General features: G+C 41.6%; 15 protein-coding genes. 10 read left to right on the top strand and 5 right to left on the bottom strand.

All coding sequences use genetic code 11. From position 1 onward, the window contains the following. Window positions 1-67: 67 nt before the first annotated feature. Entirely contained in the window at window positions 68-688 is a 621-nt protein-coding gene (locus FFM66_RS08600; protein ID WP_137605640.1) for a YesL family protein, read from the bottom strand. A gap of 15 nt (window positions 689-703) precedes the next feature. Continuing rightward, window positions 704-1,678 carry an ABC transporter permease gene (locus tag FFM66_RS08605; protein WP_048603848.1) on the bottom strand — a complete coding sequence of 325 codons (975 nt, stop codon included), beginning with the start codon at window positions 1,676-1,678 and terminating at the stop codon, window positions 704-706. A 269-nt stretch (window positions 1,679-1,947) separates the two neighbouring features. Here FFM66_RS08605 and FFM66_RS08610 point away from each other — a divergent pair, with 269 nt between their 5' ends. After that, the gene (locus FFM66_RS08610; RefSeq protein ID WP_048603847.1) at window positions 1,948-2,838 is read left to right on the top strand and encodes a carbohydrate ABC transporter permease; all 891 of its coding nucleotides are present in this window, start codon (window positions 1,948-1,950) and stop codon (window positions 2,836-2,838) included. Window positions 2,839-2,886: 48 nt separating this feature from the next. Here FFM66_RS08610 and FFM66_RS08615 read toward each other — a convergent pair whose 3' ends face one another. Beyond that, a complete protein-coding gene (locus FFM66_RS08615) occupies window positions 2,887-5,100 on the bottom strand; it encodes a helix-turn-helix domain-containing protein (RefSeq protein WP_137605641.1) in 2,214 nt (737 codons plus the stop codon). A 185-nt stretch (window positions 5,101-5,285) separates the two neighbouring features. On the opposite strand from FFM66_RS08615, the gene FFM66_RS08620 reads away from it, so the two are divergent. From FFM66_RS08620 to FFM66_RS08655, 8 genes are all read left to right on the top strand, one after another. Next, window positions 5,286-6,275: a LacI family DNA-binding transcriptional regulator gene (locus FFM66_RS08620; protein ID WP_137605642.1), complete on the top strand. Its 990-nt coding sequence runs from the start codon at window positions 5,286-5,288 to the stop codon at window positions 6,273-6,275. 66 nt (window positions 6,276-6,341) lie between these two features. Continuing rightward, window positions 6,342-7,790: a tagaturonate reductase gene (locus tag FFM66_RS08625; RefSeq protein WP_137605643.1), complete on the top strand. Its 1,449-nt coding sequence runs from the start codon at window positions 6,342-6,344 to the stop codon at window positions 7,788-7,790. Next, entirely contained in the window at window positions 7,763-9,283 is a 1,521-nt protein-coding gene (locus FFM66_RS08630; protein ID WP_137605644.1) for a UxaA family hydrolase, read from the top strand. The genes FFM66_RS08625 and FFM66_RS08630 overlap by 28 nt, the downstream gene beginning before the upstream one ends. A gap of 82 nt (window positions 9,284-9,365) precedes the next feature. After that, entirely contained in the window at window positions 9,366-10,754 is a 1,389-nt protein-coding gene (uxaC, locus tag FFM66_RS08635; RefSeq protein ID WP_048603842.1) for a glucuronate isomerase, read from the top strand. Between the two features lie 17 nt (window positions 10,755-10,771). After that, the gene (locus FFM66_RS08640) at window positions 10,772-11,485 is read left to right on the top strand and encodes an alpha/beta hydrolase (protein ID WP_137605645.1); all 714 of its coding nucleotides are present in this window, start codon (window positions 10,772-10,774) and stop codon (window positions 11,483-11,485) included. Window positions 11,486-11,518: 33 nt separating this feature from the next. Beyond that, window positions 11,519-12,214, top strand: a complete 696-nt coding sequence (locus tag FFM66_RS08645) for a rhamnogalacturonan acetylesterase (RefSeq protein ID WP_137605646.1) — start codon at window positions 11,519-11,521, stop codon at window positions 12,212-12,214. Then, complete coding sequence (locus FFM66_RS08650) at window positions 12,201-13,040, top strand: sugar phosphate isomerase/epimerase family protein (protein WP_137605647.1); 840 nt, start codon at window positions 12,201-12,203, stop codon at window positions 13,038-13,040. The genes FFM66_RS08645 and FFM66_RS08650 overlap by 14 nt, the downstream gene beginning before the upstream one ends. 12 nt (window positions 13,041-13,052) lie before the next feature. Continuing rightward, window positions 13,053-14,813, top strand: coding sequence for an ABC transporter ATP-binding protein (locus FFM66_RS08655; RefSeq protein WP_137605648.1), 1,761 nt, complete (start codon window positions 13,053-13,055; stop codon window positions 14,811-14,813). Window positions 14,814-14,860: 47 nt separating this feature from the next. On the opposite strand, the gene FFM66_RS08660 is transcribed toward FFM66_RS08655, so the two are convergent. Beyond that, window positions 14,861-16,930 carry a DNA topoisomerase III gene (locus FFM66_RS08660; RefSeq protein ID WP_137605649.1) on the bottom strand — a complete coding sequence of 690 codons (2,070 nt, stop codon included), beginning with the start codon at window positions 16,928-16,930 and terminating at the stop codon, window positions 14,861-14,863. Then, complete coding sequence (locus FFM66_RS08665) at window positions 16,863-17,240, bottom strand: DUF1033 family protein (RefSeq protein ID WP_048603836.1); 378 nt, start codon at window positions 17,238-17,240, stop codon at window positions 16,863-16,865. The genes FFM66_RS08660 and FFM66_RS08665 overlap by 68 nt, the downstream gene beginning before the upstream one ends. Window positions 17,241-17,446: 206 nt before the next feature. Between FFM66_RS08665 and FFM66_RS08670 the strand changes: the two genes are divergently transcribed. Further along, window positions 17,447-18,742, top strand: coding sequence for a multidrug efflux MFS transporter (locus FFM66_RS08670; protein ID WP_371851519.1), 1,296 nt, complete (start codon window positions 17,447-17,449; stop codon window positions 18,740-18,742). The last annotated feature ends 100 nt before the right edge of the window (window positions 18,743-18,842 follow it).

An 18,842-nucleotide genomic window follows, 5' to 3' on the forward strand; every position in this document is an offset into this window, starting at 1 on the left:
GTTGTTTTTAGTGCAACTTCTGATAATTTCACCTTGTTCCCTCCATTAATAAATCTGTGTGCTTTGTTTATATTTCTGTTGGTACTTCCTCTGGTTCCATGAATCCTTCCAAAATCAATTTTCCGGCTATGCCTAAAATAAAGCCTGCTCCACCTACACCAAAAAGAAAAACGACTGCCGGTGCGGTTCTTGCTAAAAGCACATACCCGCCAAGAATAACGGTCCAGCTGATAATGGTGTAATGCAAATACCCCAATCCCAACAATGCTGCTCCCCGCAAAACTTCCCAAATCTTTTTAAAACTTGTCGCTGCCATGACAGTAAAAACATGCGTCAGTGAAAATAAAACCACCACCAGAATCACAACATTTGCCGCCTGCAAGTACCACTGAGTCAATGAAAACAAATTGACCCACAAAATACCGAATAGAACTAAATAGATCCAACTGATTGCCACGGATTGACGAAAGCGTTCTTTGTAAAAACGCCAGAAACTTTTTGTTACCGGCAAAGCTTCTTTCAACCGCAGCCAGCGGTCATAGTATTTCATCATGGCATAGGTTGCCGGACCAATGCCGAAAAAAAACAATCCCAGTAAAGTAAACACCAGCCACAATAGATTCAAATAGGCAACTTTTAAAATCCCGATTAACACATCGTTCATTTTATTGATTTTTTCGAGGGTCATTTTGTGTCACCTTTCTTAATAAACGCCGTCTTCGCCGACTTTTTTCGCTAATTTATTTGCCATAACTACGAGGAGCAGTCCGACTAAACCTTTAAACAAACCAACTGCTGTGGAATAGCTCAGCTGTCCATTTTGAATACCTGCTGTGTACACATAGGTATCAAAAATTTGTGCTACTTCTCTGTTCATTGAATTCATTAATAGGAACATATGCTCAAATCCAAGCTCCAGCACATCTCCGATTTTTAGAATCAGCAAGGTAACAATTGTTGGTCGGATACAAGGCAATGTGATGTGCCACATTTTCCGTAATTTTCCGGCACCGTCCATTTCAGCTGCTTCATACAATTGTTCATCTACATTTGTGATGGCTGCTAAGTACACGATTGTCCCCCAACCAGCGCCCTTCCACATTTGTTGGAAGATATACATCGGCCGCAACCACGTTTGGCTTGTTAGGAAGGAAATTCGTTCGCCGCCAAGTGCTTCAATTAAGTTGTTGATCACGCCGCCTTCAGTTGTCAGCAATACATAAAAAATCGAAACAACGATTACCCATGACATAAAATGAGGCAAATAGATGATTGTTTGAATGCCTTTTTTCAATTTTTCTTGGCGCAATTCATTCAACATCAATGCCAAAATGATAGGGAAAGGAAAAGAAAATGCGATATTCAAACCAAAGACAGCCAGCGTGTTTTGCATCAGTAAACGGAAAGTGTCTTCCGTGAATAACCGCATAAAATGTTTAACACCGACAAAAGGACTCCCCATGACTCCTAAAAATGGTTGATAATCTTGAAAAGCAATGACAAGTCCGGTCATAGGAATATATTTGAAAATAACAAAATATAACACACCGGGTAGGACCATCGCATACAACCATTTATTGGTTCGTATCTGCGCCCATTTCTTTTTTCGTGCACGAATTTTTTCTTGTTTTTTTGTTTGTTCAATCACAACGGATGTTTCCACAATGATTTCCTCCATTTCTTTCTTTATTGATAGTCCTAGCATACGTTGTGATGGTTCATTACGTATATAATCATCTCATTACAAATGTAACCGCATTCACTCTTTTTCCAAAAGAAACCTTGTTATAACACAGATTTTTCGTGTTTTTTTCTTTCGGCTGAAAACTGACGGTCTTTTCTTCATTTCAGCATCTGTAAAGGTGATTATATACGTCATGAAAGGGGGATGCTAAAGTCAATTTGTAAACGTTTTATTACTTTAAAAAGAATTTGGAGGTTCTTAATATGGAAACAACAATAAAAAAGAAGATTCGCGTTTCAACTAGTGAAAAAATCGTGCAGGGCTTAATTATCGCCTTCCTAGTTATTTTTTCTCTTATGTGTTTACTGCCCTTTTTGAACATCTTGGCTAGTTCTTTCGCAACAGCAGGAGAAATCTCAACTCGTCCTTTCATCCTGATCCCGCGAACCTTTACCTTGGATGCCTATCGCTACATTCTTTCTACACCTACGATTTTTAAAAGTATCGGCGTATCCCTTTTCGTCACAGTGGTGGGGACTTTTGTCAGCATGGTTCTAACTTCATTTATGGCCTATGCACTCTCTCGTAGATACCTGCACGGCAGAAAAATTATCAACTTTATGGTAGTCTTCACGATGCTTTTCAGCGGTGGTATGATTCCGATGTTTATTTTGGTGCAACAATTAGGATTGATTGATTCTCTGTGGTCCTTGATTTTACCGGGAGCAATTAGTGCCTACAACATGATTATCATGCGAAACTTCTTCCAAGGAATTCCAGACAGTTTGGAAGAATCCGCAAAAATGGACGGCTGTACCGACTGGGGCGTGTTCTTCCGAATCATTTTGCCTTTATCTCTGCCATCTATTGCTACTATCTCTTTGTTTTACGCAGTCACTTACTGGAACACCTATCAAGGAGCCATTCTCTACATCACCAGCTCTGACAAATGGCCGATCCAAGTATTGTTGCGACAGATTGTCATCGTCTCTAGCGGAATGAACGCCGATGCTTCCGGCTTTGATGTCGTTCCTCCTGCACAATCCGTAAAAATGGCTGTCATCATGCTGGCTACTTTGCCAATGCTGATCGTTTATCCTTTTGTACAACGCTATTTTGTCAAAGGAGTAATGATCGGTTCCGTCAAAGGATAAATCAATTGAAAAGGTTGTGGTGTCACGCGGGTGACATCACAACCTTTTTTATGCTTTAAACTGTTTGCGATACTCGCCTGGCGTCATACATTCCCGTTTTTTAAAGAAACGGATAAAGTTTTGCGGATTGTTGTATTGGAGTTTCTCGGATAATTCTTTGATGGTGTAATTCGTGTTGATAAGCCAATCCTTAGCAACAGATAGCCGATAATTTTGCAAGTAATCCCCGAAGTTGGACTGCATTTCTTTTTTAAACACACTGCTTAAATAATTGGGATTGTAATGAAGCTGATCGGCAATGATGTCTAAAGATATTTCTTGATCATATTGCTGATGAACGATGTGAACCATTTTTTGCGACAGGGAACGAATCTCCCGGTCTGTCTTATCCTGAATTGTTGACACGATAGGCAAAATCAATGCGTGGTAAATCAATCCTTTGATTTTTTCAGGATTGTCATTATTCAGCACATCTAAGTAAATCCGATGATTATTTTGGAAAACTTCGGCATCTGCGCCTAAAAGCTGTCCTAGTTGAATGATATTGTTTACCAATCGTAACAAGGCCGTCTCAATAGTAATAGGTGTATGATTGGCAGAAAAAATACTGGTAATCACGGTTGAAAATGCCTGATCGATCCCTGTCTGGTCACCGGCCCGCATCGCATCGTTTAGCAGCAATTCTTCGTCCACCGGATATTTCACAACCGAGTTTGCATCCAACTGTGGAGCAATCTCATCATAAAAAATCAATGCCTCTGCTCCCAGATTGATTCGAAAATGCAGTGCCTCCTTCGCATTGTCGACTGCTTGTTTGCTTTCTTCCAATGACGCATAAACCTGTGAAATACCAAAACTGATTTTTATTTTCAGGTAGTCTTTGGCGGCTTTTCGAATCGCCTGACAGTAAGTGATAATCTGACGCTTCCACTGCTCTTCTGAAATTTGTAAAATCGTTGCTTGAGTGTCATTATTCAACACAATGGGCAAAAAGCGCTCGGATGCCGGTAGAATTTCTCCTACGACTTTTTCCAAAGCTAAAAGTAGAATATCTCTTGTGCTTTCTTGTCGTCCACCCAAATCATCGATTTGAATCAGCAACGTGACAAATTCTTTTCCCTCCGAATAACCAAATTGTGCCAAACGTCGAGGAATATCCGCCACCGCCACTTGATTACGAAATAGGTTGAGGATAAATAGAGTTTCCAGCTCGGGTTGTTGGGTCTTGAGTTTGTTGGTCATGCCTTCGTTTTGCACGACAATTTCTTCAATCCCTCCAAGAATCTGATTGATTTCTGCTTTTCGTCCGCCGGGTGTTCGCGGGACTTCCAAACGATCCCGAATTTCCCGCAAAGGTCGAGCTGCTTGGTTAGCTACCAGATAGGAAACAAACACCAGCAAAATGAGAACCACAAAAGTAATTGCAACTAAACCAATCACCAGATTTCTAATTGCGCCTGTCACCTGCTGATGGGTCAGTCGGGAAACATAGACCCACTGGTTGTAATCAGATTTGCTGTACAGGTAAATATCTCCGGCTTCATCACTAAAAGTTCCATTTTTATCCGTTGTCTGATTAAGAATCTGCTGCTGTTTTTTCGACAGACTTTCTTTATTGGCAAATAACTGCTGCCCATCATACGTGTAAATATCAAGCAGCTGTTCCTGTGAGCCTGTCAGTAATTGATTGATGGTCGTTTTAGGAATTGTCACTCGTCCCACCGCAGAACGGCTGGTTTTAAAAATCGGCAAAGAAATAAACATCTGAATACTTTTTTTCTTCGGCTGCCAAAAAAGATAGGAAGAACTGTCCCGCGTCATTTGATCGATTTCATTTTTTTCTTCCTCCGTCAAAAATGCCAGCGAGCCATTGGCGATCCGCCAAGATTGTTCAAGACTGATCAATTCATAGGAGGCGTTTTCAATTCCCATCACACTAATATAGGCAAGCTGAGAAGTGACTTCACGAACATCTGTGTAGCTGCGGTAAGTGAGGGGTTTGGCGATAATTTTTTGAAAATTGCTGGTGGTACTATATGTAGAGAAAGAATATTCAACGGTTTTTACCTTTTGTTCTATGTTGTTTTTGATTTGCTGAAGGTTACTGGCTCGATCTTCAATTAAATTTTCTTGAATTGTCTGGTAGGTTTTCTGGTAGGTGTAAATACTGAAGCTGATGATCATCAACATTCCTACAAGAAAAACCGGGATAAAAATACTATAAAAAAAACCGGAATGATTAAATCTTTGCCTTATTTTCATCGACAGACTCCTTTACTTTTTACTGGGAATTAAATAATCATTTTCTCATCTCATTCATTCTATCATATTGAAACAATATCACAAGGTCTTTTTTATATAATCATTTTAACGTGTGCATCATTGTTGTATTGACATTTTACTCATTTCACTATATGCTATTTTTGTACAGAGAGGAGCGTCACAAAATGGTTACTATCAAAGATATCGCAAAAATTGCCGGCGTTTCTCACACGACCGTTTCACGAGCATTAAATAACAGTTCGTTGATTCGTCCCGAAACGAAAGAAAAAATACATAAAATCGCAGAGGAATTAAATTATGTGCCCAACGTCAATGCAAAAAGTTTGGTGACGCAGCGTTCCTTTATGATTGGGCTGTTTTTTTCCTCTCTGGAACATGGAACCAGTGATAGTTTTTTAGTAGAAGTTATTAAAGGCATCAATTCCGTTTTGCCGGATCAATACAATCTTTCCGTCAAAGGGATCGATACCCTTAAAAATTTTGATTTTCTTTCACTGCAACGTTTTGACGGGGTCATCGTTATGAGCCAAACTGATCAAGATGATCAATTTATTACGGCACTGCAAACAGCCGCAATTCCGTTTGTCATTTTGAACCGTCAGGCAGACCCGAAAGATTTTGTTAGTGTCACCAGCAACGATCGCCAAGGAGTCCTCCAAGGAATGGAGTATGCCATTGCTCGAGGAATTCGTGAAATTGGTTTTATCGAAGGCAAAAAAGGCTTTCGTTCCACCATTGAACGAAAAAAAGGCTATCTTGATAGTTTAGCGGCACACATGATTCCGTTTCGTCCAGAATGGGTTGCAGTCGGTGATTACAGTATCGAAAGCGGACGCATCGCCTGCGAAAAGCTGCTGCAGCTTTCTCAAGTACCAAAATTAATTTTTTGCTCCAATGATGATATGGCCATCGGGGCTCTAAAAGCTTGCCATGCCCATGGATTACATGTACCGGAGGATATTTCCTTGATGGGATTTGATGGGATTCCTTTTACCCACTACACCTCTCCGGCACTGACAACCATTCGCAAACCAGTGATGAAAATCAGTCAGGCGGGCACTCAAGCGTTGTTGCATTTGATCCAAAAAGAAGTCGTTCAAGAAAAACAAATTTTGATTGACACCTCATTAGAAATACGTGATTCCGTTATTTAGCCCCTTCGAACTTGGAAGGGGAAAAAATATAAATTTGATGTTAACGTGTGCAGACAGGAGGAACTTATGAAACAATTAAACAAGCAGTATCAAGAATTTACTTTTTATCCAGAAAAGGTCATTCAATTTGGTGAAGGCAACTTTATGCGGGGCTTTTTTGATTGGCAATTGCAGCAAATGAACAAAGCCGGACACTTCAACGGGAGTGCCGTTGTGGTTCAGCCTATCAATCAGGGATTAGGTACTCTGCTGGAAAAACAAGACAATTTGTATACGGTCATTTTGGAAGGGCTTTTAGAAGGAGAAATTGTTAATACATCTGAGATTATTACCACCGTTAATCGGGTCATCAATCCTTACCAAGAATGGCAAGCTTATTTAGATCTTGCGGAAAATGATGCATTGGAATTTATCGTTTCTAATACAACTGAAGCGGGAATTGCTTTTGACGAAACCGATCAGTTGACGGATCAGCCGCCAAAAAGTTTCCCGGCAAAATTAACTGCCCTGCTTTTCCGCCGCTACCAGTTAGGAAAAAAAGGGTTTACGATTATTCCTTGCGAGTTGATCAACCGTAACGGAGAAAAATTACGACAAATCATTCAACAATATATCGCTTTGTGGGAGTTGGAAAAAGATTTTTCTGAATGGTTGGAAAATGAAAATACTTTTTGCTGCAGCTTAGTGGATCGAATCGTTCCCGGTTATCCTCGTGATCGAGCGGCAGAATTAAATGCACAGCATGGCTACGAAGACCAGCTGATGGTCAAAGCAGAACCCTTTTTGTTATGGGTAATCGAAGGTCCTGCCTCCTTAAAGGAATCCCTGCCATTAGCTAAGGCGGGCTTAAATGTTGTCGTTACGGAAGACATGACGCCTTATCGGGAAAGAAAAGTCCATTTGCTGAACGGTCCTCACACTGCAATGGTGCCTCTTGGGTTATTGGCAGGTTTGGAAACCGTTGAAGAAGTGATGCAGGATGCTGATTTCTCCGTTTTTATCGATCAGCTTTTTGACACACAACTGATTCCAATGTTGGATTTACCTAAAGAAGAATTGGAAGTTTATGCAGCACAAATCAAAGAACGCTTTAAAAATCCTTTTGTCCGTCATGAACTGACTTCAATTGCGTTAAACAGCGTTTCAAAATTTACTGCACGACTGTTGCCAATCCTGCTTCGTTACCAAAAACAAACACAAACCTTGCCAACTGGAATCGTGGCGGCTTTAAGCGCCCTGTTCGTTTGCTACCGAGGAGATGGTCCAAAGCCTCAAGACGATGCCCATGTTTTAGCATTGTTTAAACAGGCCTTTAGTGAAGCCTCCGATCCAGTCGAATTTTTATTGCAGCAATCTGATTTATGGCAGCAGGATTTAAGCCAAGTTCCTGCATTGTCTGAAACGATTCGTCAAATGATGACCGTCATTGATACTTCCGGCAGTCGAGTTTTAGTTCAGGAATTAAATAAAAATGTAGGAGAAAACGTATGGAAACAACCTCAGTTTCAACATTAACCCAAAAAGCCGATCTGCTAAAACTGCATGATCGGGACAATGTGGCCGTTGCTTTACATCCCATCGAAAAAGGCAGCGAAATGACCATCAATCAACAGACTCTCATTGCCAACCAAGATATCCCTCAAGGGCATAAAATCGCACTAAATGTCATCCAGCCCAATGAAAATATCGTAAAGTACGGCTACCCAATCGGGCACGCCACGGAATTAATCCAACAAGGCGATTGGTTGCATACTCACAATGTTAAAACCAATCTTTCCGGTGAGCTGGACTATTACTATGAACCAGATTTGCATCCAACTACCTATCCCAAAAAAAATTTAACCTTTAAAGGGTATCGGCGGGCAAATGGAAAAGTTGGTATTCGTAATGATTTGCTGATTGTTCCCACTGTTGGCTGTATCAATGGCATGGCAGAATTGATTTTGCAGGAATTCAAACGGCGGCATTCGGATTTTGGTCCATTTGATAATCTGACAATTTTAAAACACCCCTATGGCTGTTCCCAACTTGGACAGGACCATCAAAATACCCGGACTGTTTTGATTGATGCCGTGAAGCACCCTAACGCCGGCGCTGTTTTAGTGTTTGGTTTGGGCTGTGAAAACAATACGATTCCTGAATTTAAGAAAAAATTAGGCGCTTTTGATCCTGCCCGTGTAAAATTTTTAGTCGCCCAAGAAGTCGAAGATGAAATTGAAGCCGGTGTGGTGTTATTAGAAGAATTATTACTGGCTTGCAGTGACGATCACCGAGAAGAAATTTCTTTAAGTGAATTGAATGTCGGCTTAAAATGCGGCGGTTCTGACGGCTTCTCTGGAATCACCGCCAATCCGTTGCTGGGAGCTTTTTCTGATTTTCTAGTGACACAAGGCGGCAGTACCGTCTTGACGGAAGTACCGGAAATGTTTGGTGCTGAGCAAGTCTTAATGGCTCGAGCAGAAAACCAAGAAGTTTTTGATCAGATTGTTCATTTGATTAACGACTTTAAGAGCTATTTTCTTTCTTATGGCGAACCTGTTTACGAAAATCCGTCACCAGGAAACAAAGCTGGGGGAATCACGACATTGGAAGATAAATCGCTGGGCTGTACGCAAAAATCCGGTACTTCCGCTGTTGTGGATGTTCTGCATTATGGCGACAAAATTAAAAAAAGCGGCTTAAGTTTATTGGAAGGTCCCGGCAATGATTTGGTTGCGGCTTCCGCTTTGGCTTCTGCCGACTGTCATCTTGTTTTGTTTACCACGGGTCGGGGCACTCCTTTTGGTGCCTATGTCCCAACGATGAAAATCGCCACCAACACCGATATTTATCAACGTAAAACCCATTGGATGGACTTCAATGCTGGTCAGCTTTTGGAAAAACCGATGACTGAAGTTTTAGATGACTTTATCGCAAAAATCATTGCGGTAGCCAGTGGCGAAACTACCCGAAACGAAGAGAATGATGTCCGGGAAGTCGCAATTTTCAAAAACGGCGTTACCTTATAATCACCAACTGGCTTCCCCCAGTCCTACATTTTCACAGACAAAAAAATAGTCCGACTATTTTTATCAGAAAGAAGGAAAAAACATGTTTTTAGCAGATGATTTTTTATTAAGTACCGATTGGGCAAAGAAATTGTTTCACGATCACGCAAAAAAAATGCCGATCATTGATTACCATTGCCATTTAGAACCAAAAGAAATTTATGAAAACCAAAATTTCAAAAATCTGACAGAAGCCTGGCTTGGTGGCGATCACTACAAATGGCGGCTCATGCGGGCTTGCGGCGTCAGCGAACACTTAATCACCGGTAACGCCACCGATTACGAAAAATTCATGGCGTGGTGTCAAACCGTGCCAAAAATTATCGGCAATCCTCTGTACAGTTGGACCCACTTGGAGCTGAAACGCTTTTTTGGAATCGATTTGCTGGTCAATGAAAAAAATGCCCCGGAAATTTGGGAAAAGGCCAATGAACAACTGGCATCCCCTGCCTTTCGACGTCGCAACATCATCGCCAACAGTCAGGTAAAAATCGTTTGTACCACAGATGATCCCGTTGACGATCTAGTTTTTCATAAAAAGCTGGCTGAAGAAGAAAATCGTTTCACGGTTTTACCGACCTTCCGACCAGATAAAGCCTTAAATATCACCAAACCAGATTTTGCTGAGTATATTCAACGATTAGCCGATGTTTGTGCTGCCGAAATCACAACCTTTAGTGAACTAATCACTTGCTTAATTAAACGAATCGATTATTTTCACGAATTTGGCTGTCGGTTGTCGGATCATGCGTTGGACGTGCTGACTTATCAGCAGGCAGATGAAGACACGTTGACAAAAATTTTGCAAAAAGCTTTGAGACACAAACAATTAACGCCGGAAGAAGAAGCTTGTTATCGGACAGAAACGCTGGTTCGTCTATTCCAAGCCTACCATCAACATGGTTGGACCATGCAACTACATATTCATGCGTACCGTAATTGCAATACAGCGATGCTTGCCCAATTAGGGCCGGATACCGGTTATGATGGCATCAACGATCTTTCCCTAACCATTCCGTTGCAAAAATTATTGGACCGTGCGGAACAGACAGATCAATTGCCACAAACGATTTTGTATTCCTTAAATCCAAATGATTACCCTGTACTGGTGGCATTAATGGGCTGCTTCCAAAAAGAAACTGCCGGCAAACTGCAGCTGGGCTCCGGCTGGTGGTACAATGACACCAGAGCTGGTATGCGGGACCAATTGACCCAATTTGCTGATGGCAGTGCGCTACAAAACTTTGTAGGTATGCTGACAGACTCCCGTAGTTTTCTTTCCTATACCCGTCATGAATATTTCCGTCGGGTCCTTTGTGAATTTATCGGTGAAATCGTCACTCGTGGTGAAGCACCGGAAGATGAAGAACTTTTAGGAAACTTAGTGGAAGCCATCAGTTACCACAACGCTGCCAACTACTTTCATTTTTAATCGAAGAAGGCGAAGCAATGAAATTGTTTATTGACCACTTAGAAAAAGACCCAAGCTTTCAAAAGCCCAAAGAAACCAGTTTGCATTTGTGCTACCACGACGAAGAAAAACGCAACTGTCTGTTGATTTTCCCCGGTGGTGGTTACGAGCATCTTGCAATCAAAAAAGAAGGCACCACCATTAGTAAATGGGGACAAACGCAGGAATGGCATACCGCAATCTTGACCTATCAGCTTGATCCTTTCATTCCCAGCCACGTAGTAGAGGAAGTGGCTGATGTGATGGCACAATTACGTACTGATCCAAAAATCGACAAGATTGTCGCCGTTGGCTTTTCTGCCGGCGGCCATCTTGCTGGTCTCATAGGAATGATTGGAGAGAAAAAACCTGATGGACTGCTTTTGGCCTATCCGGTTACCTTTGTCAACGGCTCTTTTGCCCACGAAGGAAGTGCCCGGCAATTTTATGGTGATCCTCTGATGAAAAAAGATTACTCCTTGAATCAGTTAGTTACCTCAAAGACGCCCCCTTGCTTTATTTGGCACACGGTCACCGACCAAGCCGTTCCAGTAGAAAACAGTTTGTCTCTTGCCACTGCGTTAAGCAACCACAACATTTCTTACGAGCTGCATTTATTTCCAACCGGTCCCCATGGATTAGGGATGGATGATCCTACCCACCCTTCCTATCAATGGGTACATCTAGCCGAAACATGGCTGCGACAATTCTAGTCTTTTCTTAAAACATTTTCTAGGGAGGAACCCATGACTCAAATTTTTATTGCTGGTGATTCCACCGCAGCACAAAAAATCCCCGAAAAGCGACCGGAAACCGGTTGGGGAGAAAAACTGGGCGATTTTTTCACCTCTGAAATAACTATCAAAAACCATGCCCAAAACGGACGGAGTACCAAATCATTTCTTGCTGAAGGACGCTTGAAAACCATTGAAAAAGAAATTCAGACAGGTGACTATCTCTTGATTCAATTTGGACATAATGATCAAAAAGAGGATCCCACTCGAGGAACGAACCCTTTCGATACGTATCAGAAAAATTTACAGCTTTTTGCCGATGTTACCCGAAAAAAACGGGCAACACCGATTTTTTTGACTTCGATTACCCGCCGAATGTATCTGCCAAATGGCACACTTGATCCACTGACACTTGGTGATTACCCGGAAGCCATGAAACAACTAGCGCTGGAACAAAGAATTTTATTGTTGGATCTTTTTACTAAATCTCAAGAAAGTCTCCGGCAAAAAAAACAAGATGAAACAAAGAAACTTTATCTTCACGGTACACCTGGTGAATTTTCAACTTATCCAGAAGGTGTTCAGGACAATACCCATTTAAACGAAGCCGGAGCAGAATGGATTGCTCAGTTGGTGGTCGATGAGTTACAAAAAACGGATTGTCCCTTAAAAGAAAGTCTAAAAAGGAGAAGCCATGTCTACATTTAATCTGGGGATTCGTGCCCATGATCTTGTTGCATCAACCCCTGCGGAACTGGTCACTAAATTAAAAACGTATCAACTAAAAAATATCCACTTTGCCCCAAAGAAATCCTTTCCCAATTTAGTGCCTGATTTATCCAAACTTACCGAAGAAACTGCCCGCTTTTTAGGAGATACCTTTGCACAAGAAGAAGTCAAACTTTCCGTTTTAGGCTGTTACGTCAATATTTCTTCCCGTGATAAAAAAATTCGGCAACAGGCAGTTGACCAATTCAAGCACCACCTGCAATTGGCAGCAGCCTTTCATGCACCTTTGGTTGGGACAGAAACCGGTAGTGTCACACAAGGCTATACTGTAGAAAATTTTACCGAAGAAGCCTACGTTGCTGCTCGAGAATCTGTGATTGAAATGGTCAAAACGGCAGAAAATCTCCAAGTGATGGTGGGAATCGAAGCCGGACTAAACCATCCATTATACACCAGTCAATTAGCAAAACGCTTAGTGGAGGAAGTGCAATCTCCCAACCTGCGAATCATTTTCGATCCGGCTAATTTGATGCGTCCAGATAATTACTTGCAACAGGAACGGGTGATTGCCGAGGCATTGGAAGATTTACAGGATGTCATCGAAGTTGTCCACTTAAAAGATTTTCAAGCCATAGACAATAAAATCAAGATTGTACCAGTGGGAACCGGGCGCATGGATTATACAGAAGTCCTGCGGTTTTTAAAACATCAGCGTCCTGCTATGTTTGCCAGTTTGGAAGCAACCACAGAAGATCATCTCCCCTATGCGCTGGAAATACTGCGACGACACTATGATGTTTTATAAGAGGGCTTTCGTCTGATGAATCCTGTTCAAAAAAGTTTCGAAAATAATACTGCTGATCCTTTTAAAACACTCCTTTACCTTTATAAAGGAAACTATCCTAAATTAGCGCTGTCCGGCGGATTGTTTCTAATCAAACACATTCCAGCTTGGGTGATGCCTCTTGCCATCGCCAATGTAATCAATGCCGCAATTGCTCCAGACGGCAAGTTGCAAACCATCTACATCAATGCCTTGGTAATGCTTTTTTTAGTCGGGCAAAATATTTTTTCGAATTATTTTCATATCAAATTTCAAAGCCTCTCCATTCGGCAAGTGGAGGCAAATTTGCGGGCAGCCTTGATCGAAAAATTGCAGGAATTGTCGATTATTTACCAAAAGGAGCTCCAATCCGGTCAGCTGCAGTCAAAAATCATGCGGGATGTCGAAGCGGTCCAAACCCTCTCCTCCCAAATTTTTTCCAGTAGTCTGAATATCTTGATCAATTTAGTGGTGGCATTGGCGATTACTTTGTACAAAAGCCCCATCGTTTTTCTCTTCTTTTTATTGACCGTACCGATTGCAGCATTAATTATTGTTTTTTTTCGTAAGCGAATTAAAAAACAAAATAGTGACTTTCGACAGGAAATGGAACACACCTCTGCTAAAGTAGTCGAAGCCATCGAATTAGCGCCAATCGTGCGGGCACACGCCTTAGAGACTACTGAAATGCAACGCTTGGGAAATCATTTTCAAGCAATTTATCAAAAAGGATTCTCTCTGGATATTTTGCAATCGACATTTGGTTCTGTCAGTTGGGCAAGTTTTCAGGCCTTCCAACTGCTCTGTTTGGTTTTTACCGGCTCAATGGCGCTGCAAGGCAGAATTCCGGCAGGAGATGTCGTATTGTATCAAACCTATTTCACAACAGTCGTCAATTCCGTCTCCAGCTTGATTACTTTGATTCCCACCATTTCAAAGGGAATGGAATCGGTTCGTTCAATTGGGGAAATTTTGACTTCAGGTGAAATCGAAACTTACCGCGGCAAACAAAAAGTTGCGAGGGTTTCTGGTGCCTTTACCTTTCAGCAAGTCGGTTATTCCTATCCGCTTTCCCCTCAGCCAGTTTTAGAACAGTTGAGCTTTACCGTAAAGGCGGGTGAGACGATTGCCTTAGTCGGTGAATCTGGTTCCGGAAAATCAACGATTTTAAGTTTATTGATTGGTTTTATTCAACCTTCCGAAGGGCGATTACTTTTAGATGGACAGGAAATGAACAAATTAGACCTGCGTTCTTATCGGCGCTTCATTGCCGTCGTTTTGCAAAATACGATTTTATTTTCAGGAACCATCCAAGAAAATCTGACCTACGGGTTAAAAAATATCTCCCCAAAACAAATTGAAACCGCCTTAAAAACTGCAAATTTATGGGAAGTAGTTTTACAACTCCCCCATGGCTTGCATACACAGATTGGGGAGCACGGTGACAAACTTTCTGGTGGACAGCGGCAACGTTTGGCAATTGCCCGCGCATTGCTTCGTTCTCCTCAAATTATTTTCATGGACGAAGCAACTTCTGCTTTGGACAATCTTTCGGAAAAGAAAATCCAAACAGCCTTAAACAAATTAACTAAAGGTAAAACGACGTTTATTGCTGCCCATCGCCTGTCAACGATTCGTGACGCCGACAAAATTGCAGTCATCAAAAACGGTAGCTGTCATGAATTTGGCACCTTTGAAGAATTAATGGCACAAAAAGGACTGTTTTATCAGCAATTTCAATCTCAAATTAACTAAAAAAGCAGTTGTTCCCATCAATCGGTAGGAACAACTGCTTTTTTAGTCTATTTCTTCTCCATAGCGGCTTTTAAAGCAGCGGCTAAAGGACTTTCTTCCGGCTCTGCCTGTTGGTTGATTTTTTTCAATAGGCGACGTTCTTCTTGCTTGCTGACTTTTTTGTTGCGCTCTTTTTTATCAGGAATTTTTTCCGTGATAGAGCAGAATTTGCATTTAAAGAAAGAACCGTTTTTCCCCTCAATGATTTCCATTTTTTTATGGCATTGCGGGCAACGATGATTGGATAGCTTAGGCTCTTTGCGGCGGCGATAGCTGCATTCACTATTGGAACACACATAAATCTTGCCGTCTCGGGTATTTTTTTCTTTCAAAAAGGAACCACATTCCGGACATTTCTTTTGAGTCAAAGAAAAATCCTGGTAGGTGCTGTCACTTTGTTTGATTTCTTTCACTAATTGTTGGGTATCTTTTTCAATTTGCTGCAAAAATTTCTGACTGGAATAACTGCCTTTGGCGATCAATTCCAGTTCCTTTTCCCATTTTGCCGTCAATTCCGGCGTGACCAGAGAAGGATTGACTAAAGATAGGAGTTGTTTGCCTTTTGGCGAGACTGTCAGATTGCTGTTGTTTCGTTCCATCAATTCCGATTTGATTAATTTTTCAATGATTTCCGCCCGTGTAGCCGGCGTGCCAAGATTGAATTTTTCCATTTTTGCTAAAAGCGTACCTTCATTCAATGGTTTTGGCGGTGAAGTCAATTCTTTTTTGATGGCAAAATTCGGTTTGATTCGCTGCCCTTCCTGCCAATCCACCGAGTGTTCTTTGACGGTTTCTATCTTCCATCCGGCTTCGATCACAGTGTTATTGGTAAAAAGAAAGTTTTCTTTTCCAAAAGATACCGTTACTTTTTGTTGTTTCCGTTTATGATTTGCCGCAAACAGCATCAAAAAGCGCTGTACAATCATCGTGTAGATACGTTGTTCATCGGTTGATAATTTTTCATAGCGGGGGCGCTGCTCGGTAGGCAACAACGCATGGTGATCTGAAACTTTGCTGTTGTTGAACACTTTTTGCTGAACGACCCGTGGATTTTTAAGGTATTGTTTGACTTCCGGCGCAAAATCACTAACCGCCTGCAAACGTTCCTGCATCGTATCTTTCATGTCTTCTGTCAAATACTTGCTGTCTGTTCGTGGATAGGTCACGATTTTATGGATTTCATACAAACTTTGGACCAGTGACAAGGTTTTTTTCGCAGAATAGCCGTAACGAGAATTAGCTTCTCGTTGAATCTCTGTCAAGTCATACGGCAATGGTGCAGCTTCCGTTTTGACTTTCTCTTCCACCGTTTCTACATGACCATTTTGTTGACTCATTTGATTTCCCAATTGTTGTGCAGTTTCCCGTTCTTTTAATTGGTAGGGATTTTTTTGCACCATGCGCGCCGTTTCATCCCCTACCGCTAATTCGATAACATAATAGGTTTGTGGACGAAAGGATTCGATTTGTTTTTCTTGCTCCCGCACCAATGCCAAGGTCGGTGTCTGCACCCGACCGGCACTTAAATTGTCTTGATATTTCACTGTCAACGCCCGCGTCACATTCAAGCCTACGAGCCAATCTGCCTTGGCACGGGCAATTGCTGACTGGTACAATGTATCGTAGTTTTTTGCCGGAGCAAGCTTGCGAAAGCCTTCCTTGATGGCTTTGTCGGTTTGCGAAGAAATCCATAACCGCTTGACCGGTTTATCAAAACGCACCCACTCTAAAATCCAACGAGCAACCAATTCCCCTTCCCGTCCAGCATCGGTGGCGATTACAGCTTCACTAACATCTTTTCGCTGTGCCAATTGTTTGATGGCTTTTAACTGATGCCCGGTTTTTGGTAATGGTTTGATACCCAACTGTTTAGGAATCATCGGCAATGTTTCCATTTGCCAAGTTTGCCAGTCTTTGTTTAAATCTTCCGGCATTTTTAAACCTAATAAATGACCAAGGGCCCAAGTCACAATAACATTGGGTCCCTCATAATAGTTTTTGTATTTTTGATTAGCGCCCAATACCTTGCTTAGGTCTTTGGCAACGCTTGGCTTTTCCGCTAGAATTAATTGTTTCATAAAATTCCTTTCCGCTTTCCTTTGCTACTGGTTGATAATCCTTTAAAAGAGCCAAGCCGGTATACTGTTGCAAATAATCATCGCATTCTTCACACCAGCGTTCGTCTCCTTCATTCCAAAAAGCAAAGAGATAATTTTGTTTGCCATTTACTTGGCTGAATTGATCCTTTTGGAGATACCATTCATGCTCAAAAAAAGCCTGGGCTTCTTCAAAGGTCGCAAAAGATGCTTCTCTGACAATATCCTTGCGCCAATCCTCGAAAAACCACCATGGTTCATTGTCTCCATACATCATGATTACTTGATACATTTCATCGCTCCCCGTTTGTTTTACGAGTTCATCTTACTCACTAACATTTCTATAAGCAAGAAATGTGCCTTACTTACAAAAATTCCTTGCGATTCTCTTAATTTTTTCCTACAAAGAATAGTTTACCATAATTTTGAGACTTGCCGGAAAGAAAATTCTGATTTATGCTATAAAGGCAGAAATTTAAGAAAGAAGGCTTTTTTTTGATCAACAAAATTAAATACCAGTTGTATCGTCCGCGGGCTGTTTGGGAAAAAAATCTGCAGGTTTTGTGGTTTGGTACATTTATGGCAGGAATCGGCTTTAGTCTTGTCATGCCCTTCATGTCGCTGTACATAGATACTTTAGGTCATTTTTCCAATCAGGAATTAAATTTTTGGAGCGGCATCACTTTTTCTTCCACGTTTTTAGTCACCACAATCATCTCTCCTTGGTGGGGCAAATTAGCCGATCAAAAAGGACGTAAGTTGATGCTGCTACGGGCATCTTTAGGAATGGCTGTGGTAATCGGTTTAATGGGCTTTGTTACTTCAGTATATCAATTGGTTGCGTTGCGTTTTTTGCAAGGAATTTTTTCTGGCTACATCAGCAATGCCACTGCTTTGGTTGCCACCGGGACACCACGAGAAAAAAGCGGGCAAGTGCTGGGAACGTTGGCAACCGGCTCCGTTACTGGAACATTGCTAGGTCCTCTTTTAGGAGGAATCACTGCTTCGGCATTCGGGTATCGTCCAACTTTTTTCATCACATCGAGCATTTTATTCATTGTTTTTCTGCTCAGTTTGTTTATGGTTCATGAAGAATTTACCCCGGTAGAAAAAAAGGACATGCAACCGGCAAAAGCAATTTTAAAAAATCTCAAGTACCCCCATGTCATTATCGGTATGTTTATCACTACAATGATTATTCAAGCTTCAAATAATTCCATCAGTCCGATTATCAGTTTATACATTCGACAATTACTCCACGGACACGGAAACGTCACCTTAATCAGCGGAGTGATCGCATCAATTCCCGGTATTGCTACGTTGATTGCGGCTCCACGCTTCGGGCGATTAGGAGATCGAATCGGCAGTGAGCGTATCTTGGCAATCGGATTATTGATGGCGATGGTGGTCTATCTGCCAATGGCGATTGTTACGAACGTTTGGCAATTGGCGGGGTTGCGCTTTTTGATTGGCATTTCTGATGCCTGCTTGCTGCCGGCCGTCCAGTCCTTAATTACTAAATATTCTCCTCACCAAGCTGCCGGTCGAATTTTCAGCTACAATCAATCCTTTCAAGCTACCGGAAATGTCGTTGGTCCCCTGATTGGTTCCTCCGTTTCCAGTATGCTGGGCTATCGTGGGGTTTTCGTTTCCACTTCCTTATTGGTGTTAGCCAACTTTTTATTGGTTCGACACAATACTGCGGAAATCAAAAAAGAGACTGGTGCTGTTTCATCTACCGAAGCAGAAGACGATTTATCAGAAGACAAAAGAGAAATGATTGAGCATCACTAAAAAAAACGTTCCAGAATTTAAGATGGTTGGCTCCCCGTCAAGTGGACACGGAAATATAATAAAATTTTTAGAGAGCTGTTTGCTAATTTTGTGGCAAACA

Origin of the sequence: Enterococcus songbeiensis, from assembly GCF_005405265.1 — a bacterium.
Lineage (GTDB): Bacteria > Bacillota > Bacilli > Lactobacillales > Enterococcaceae > Enterococcus_C > Enterococcus_C songbeiensis.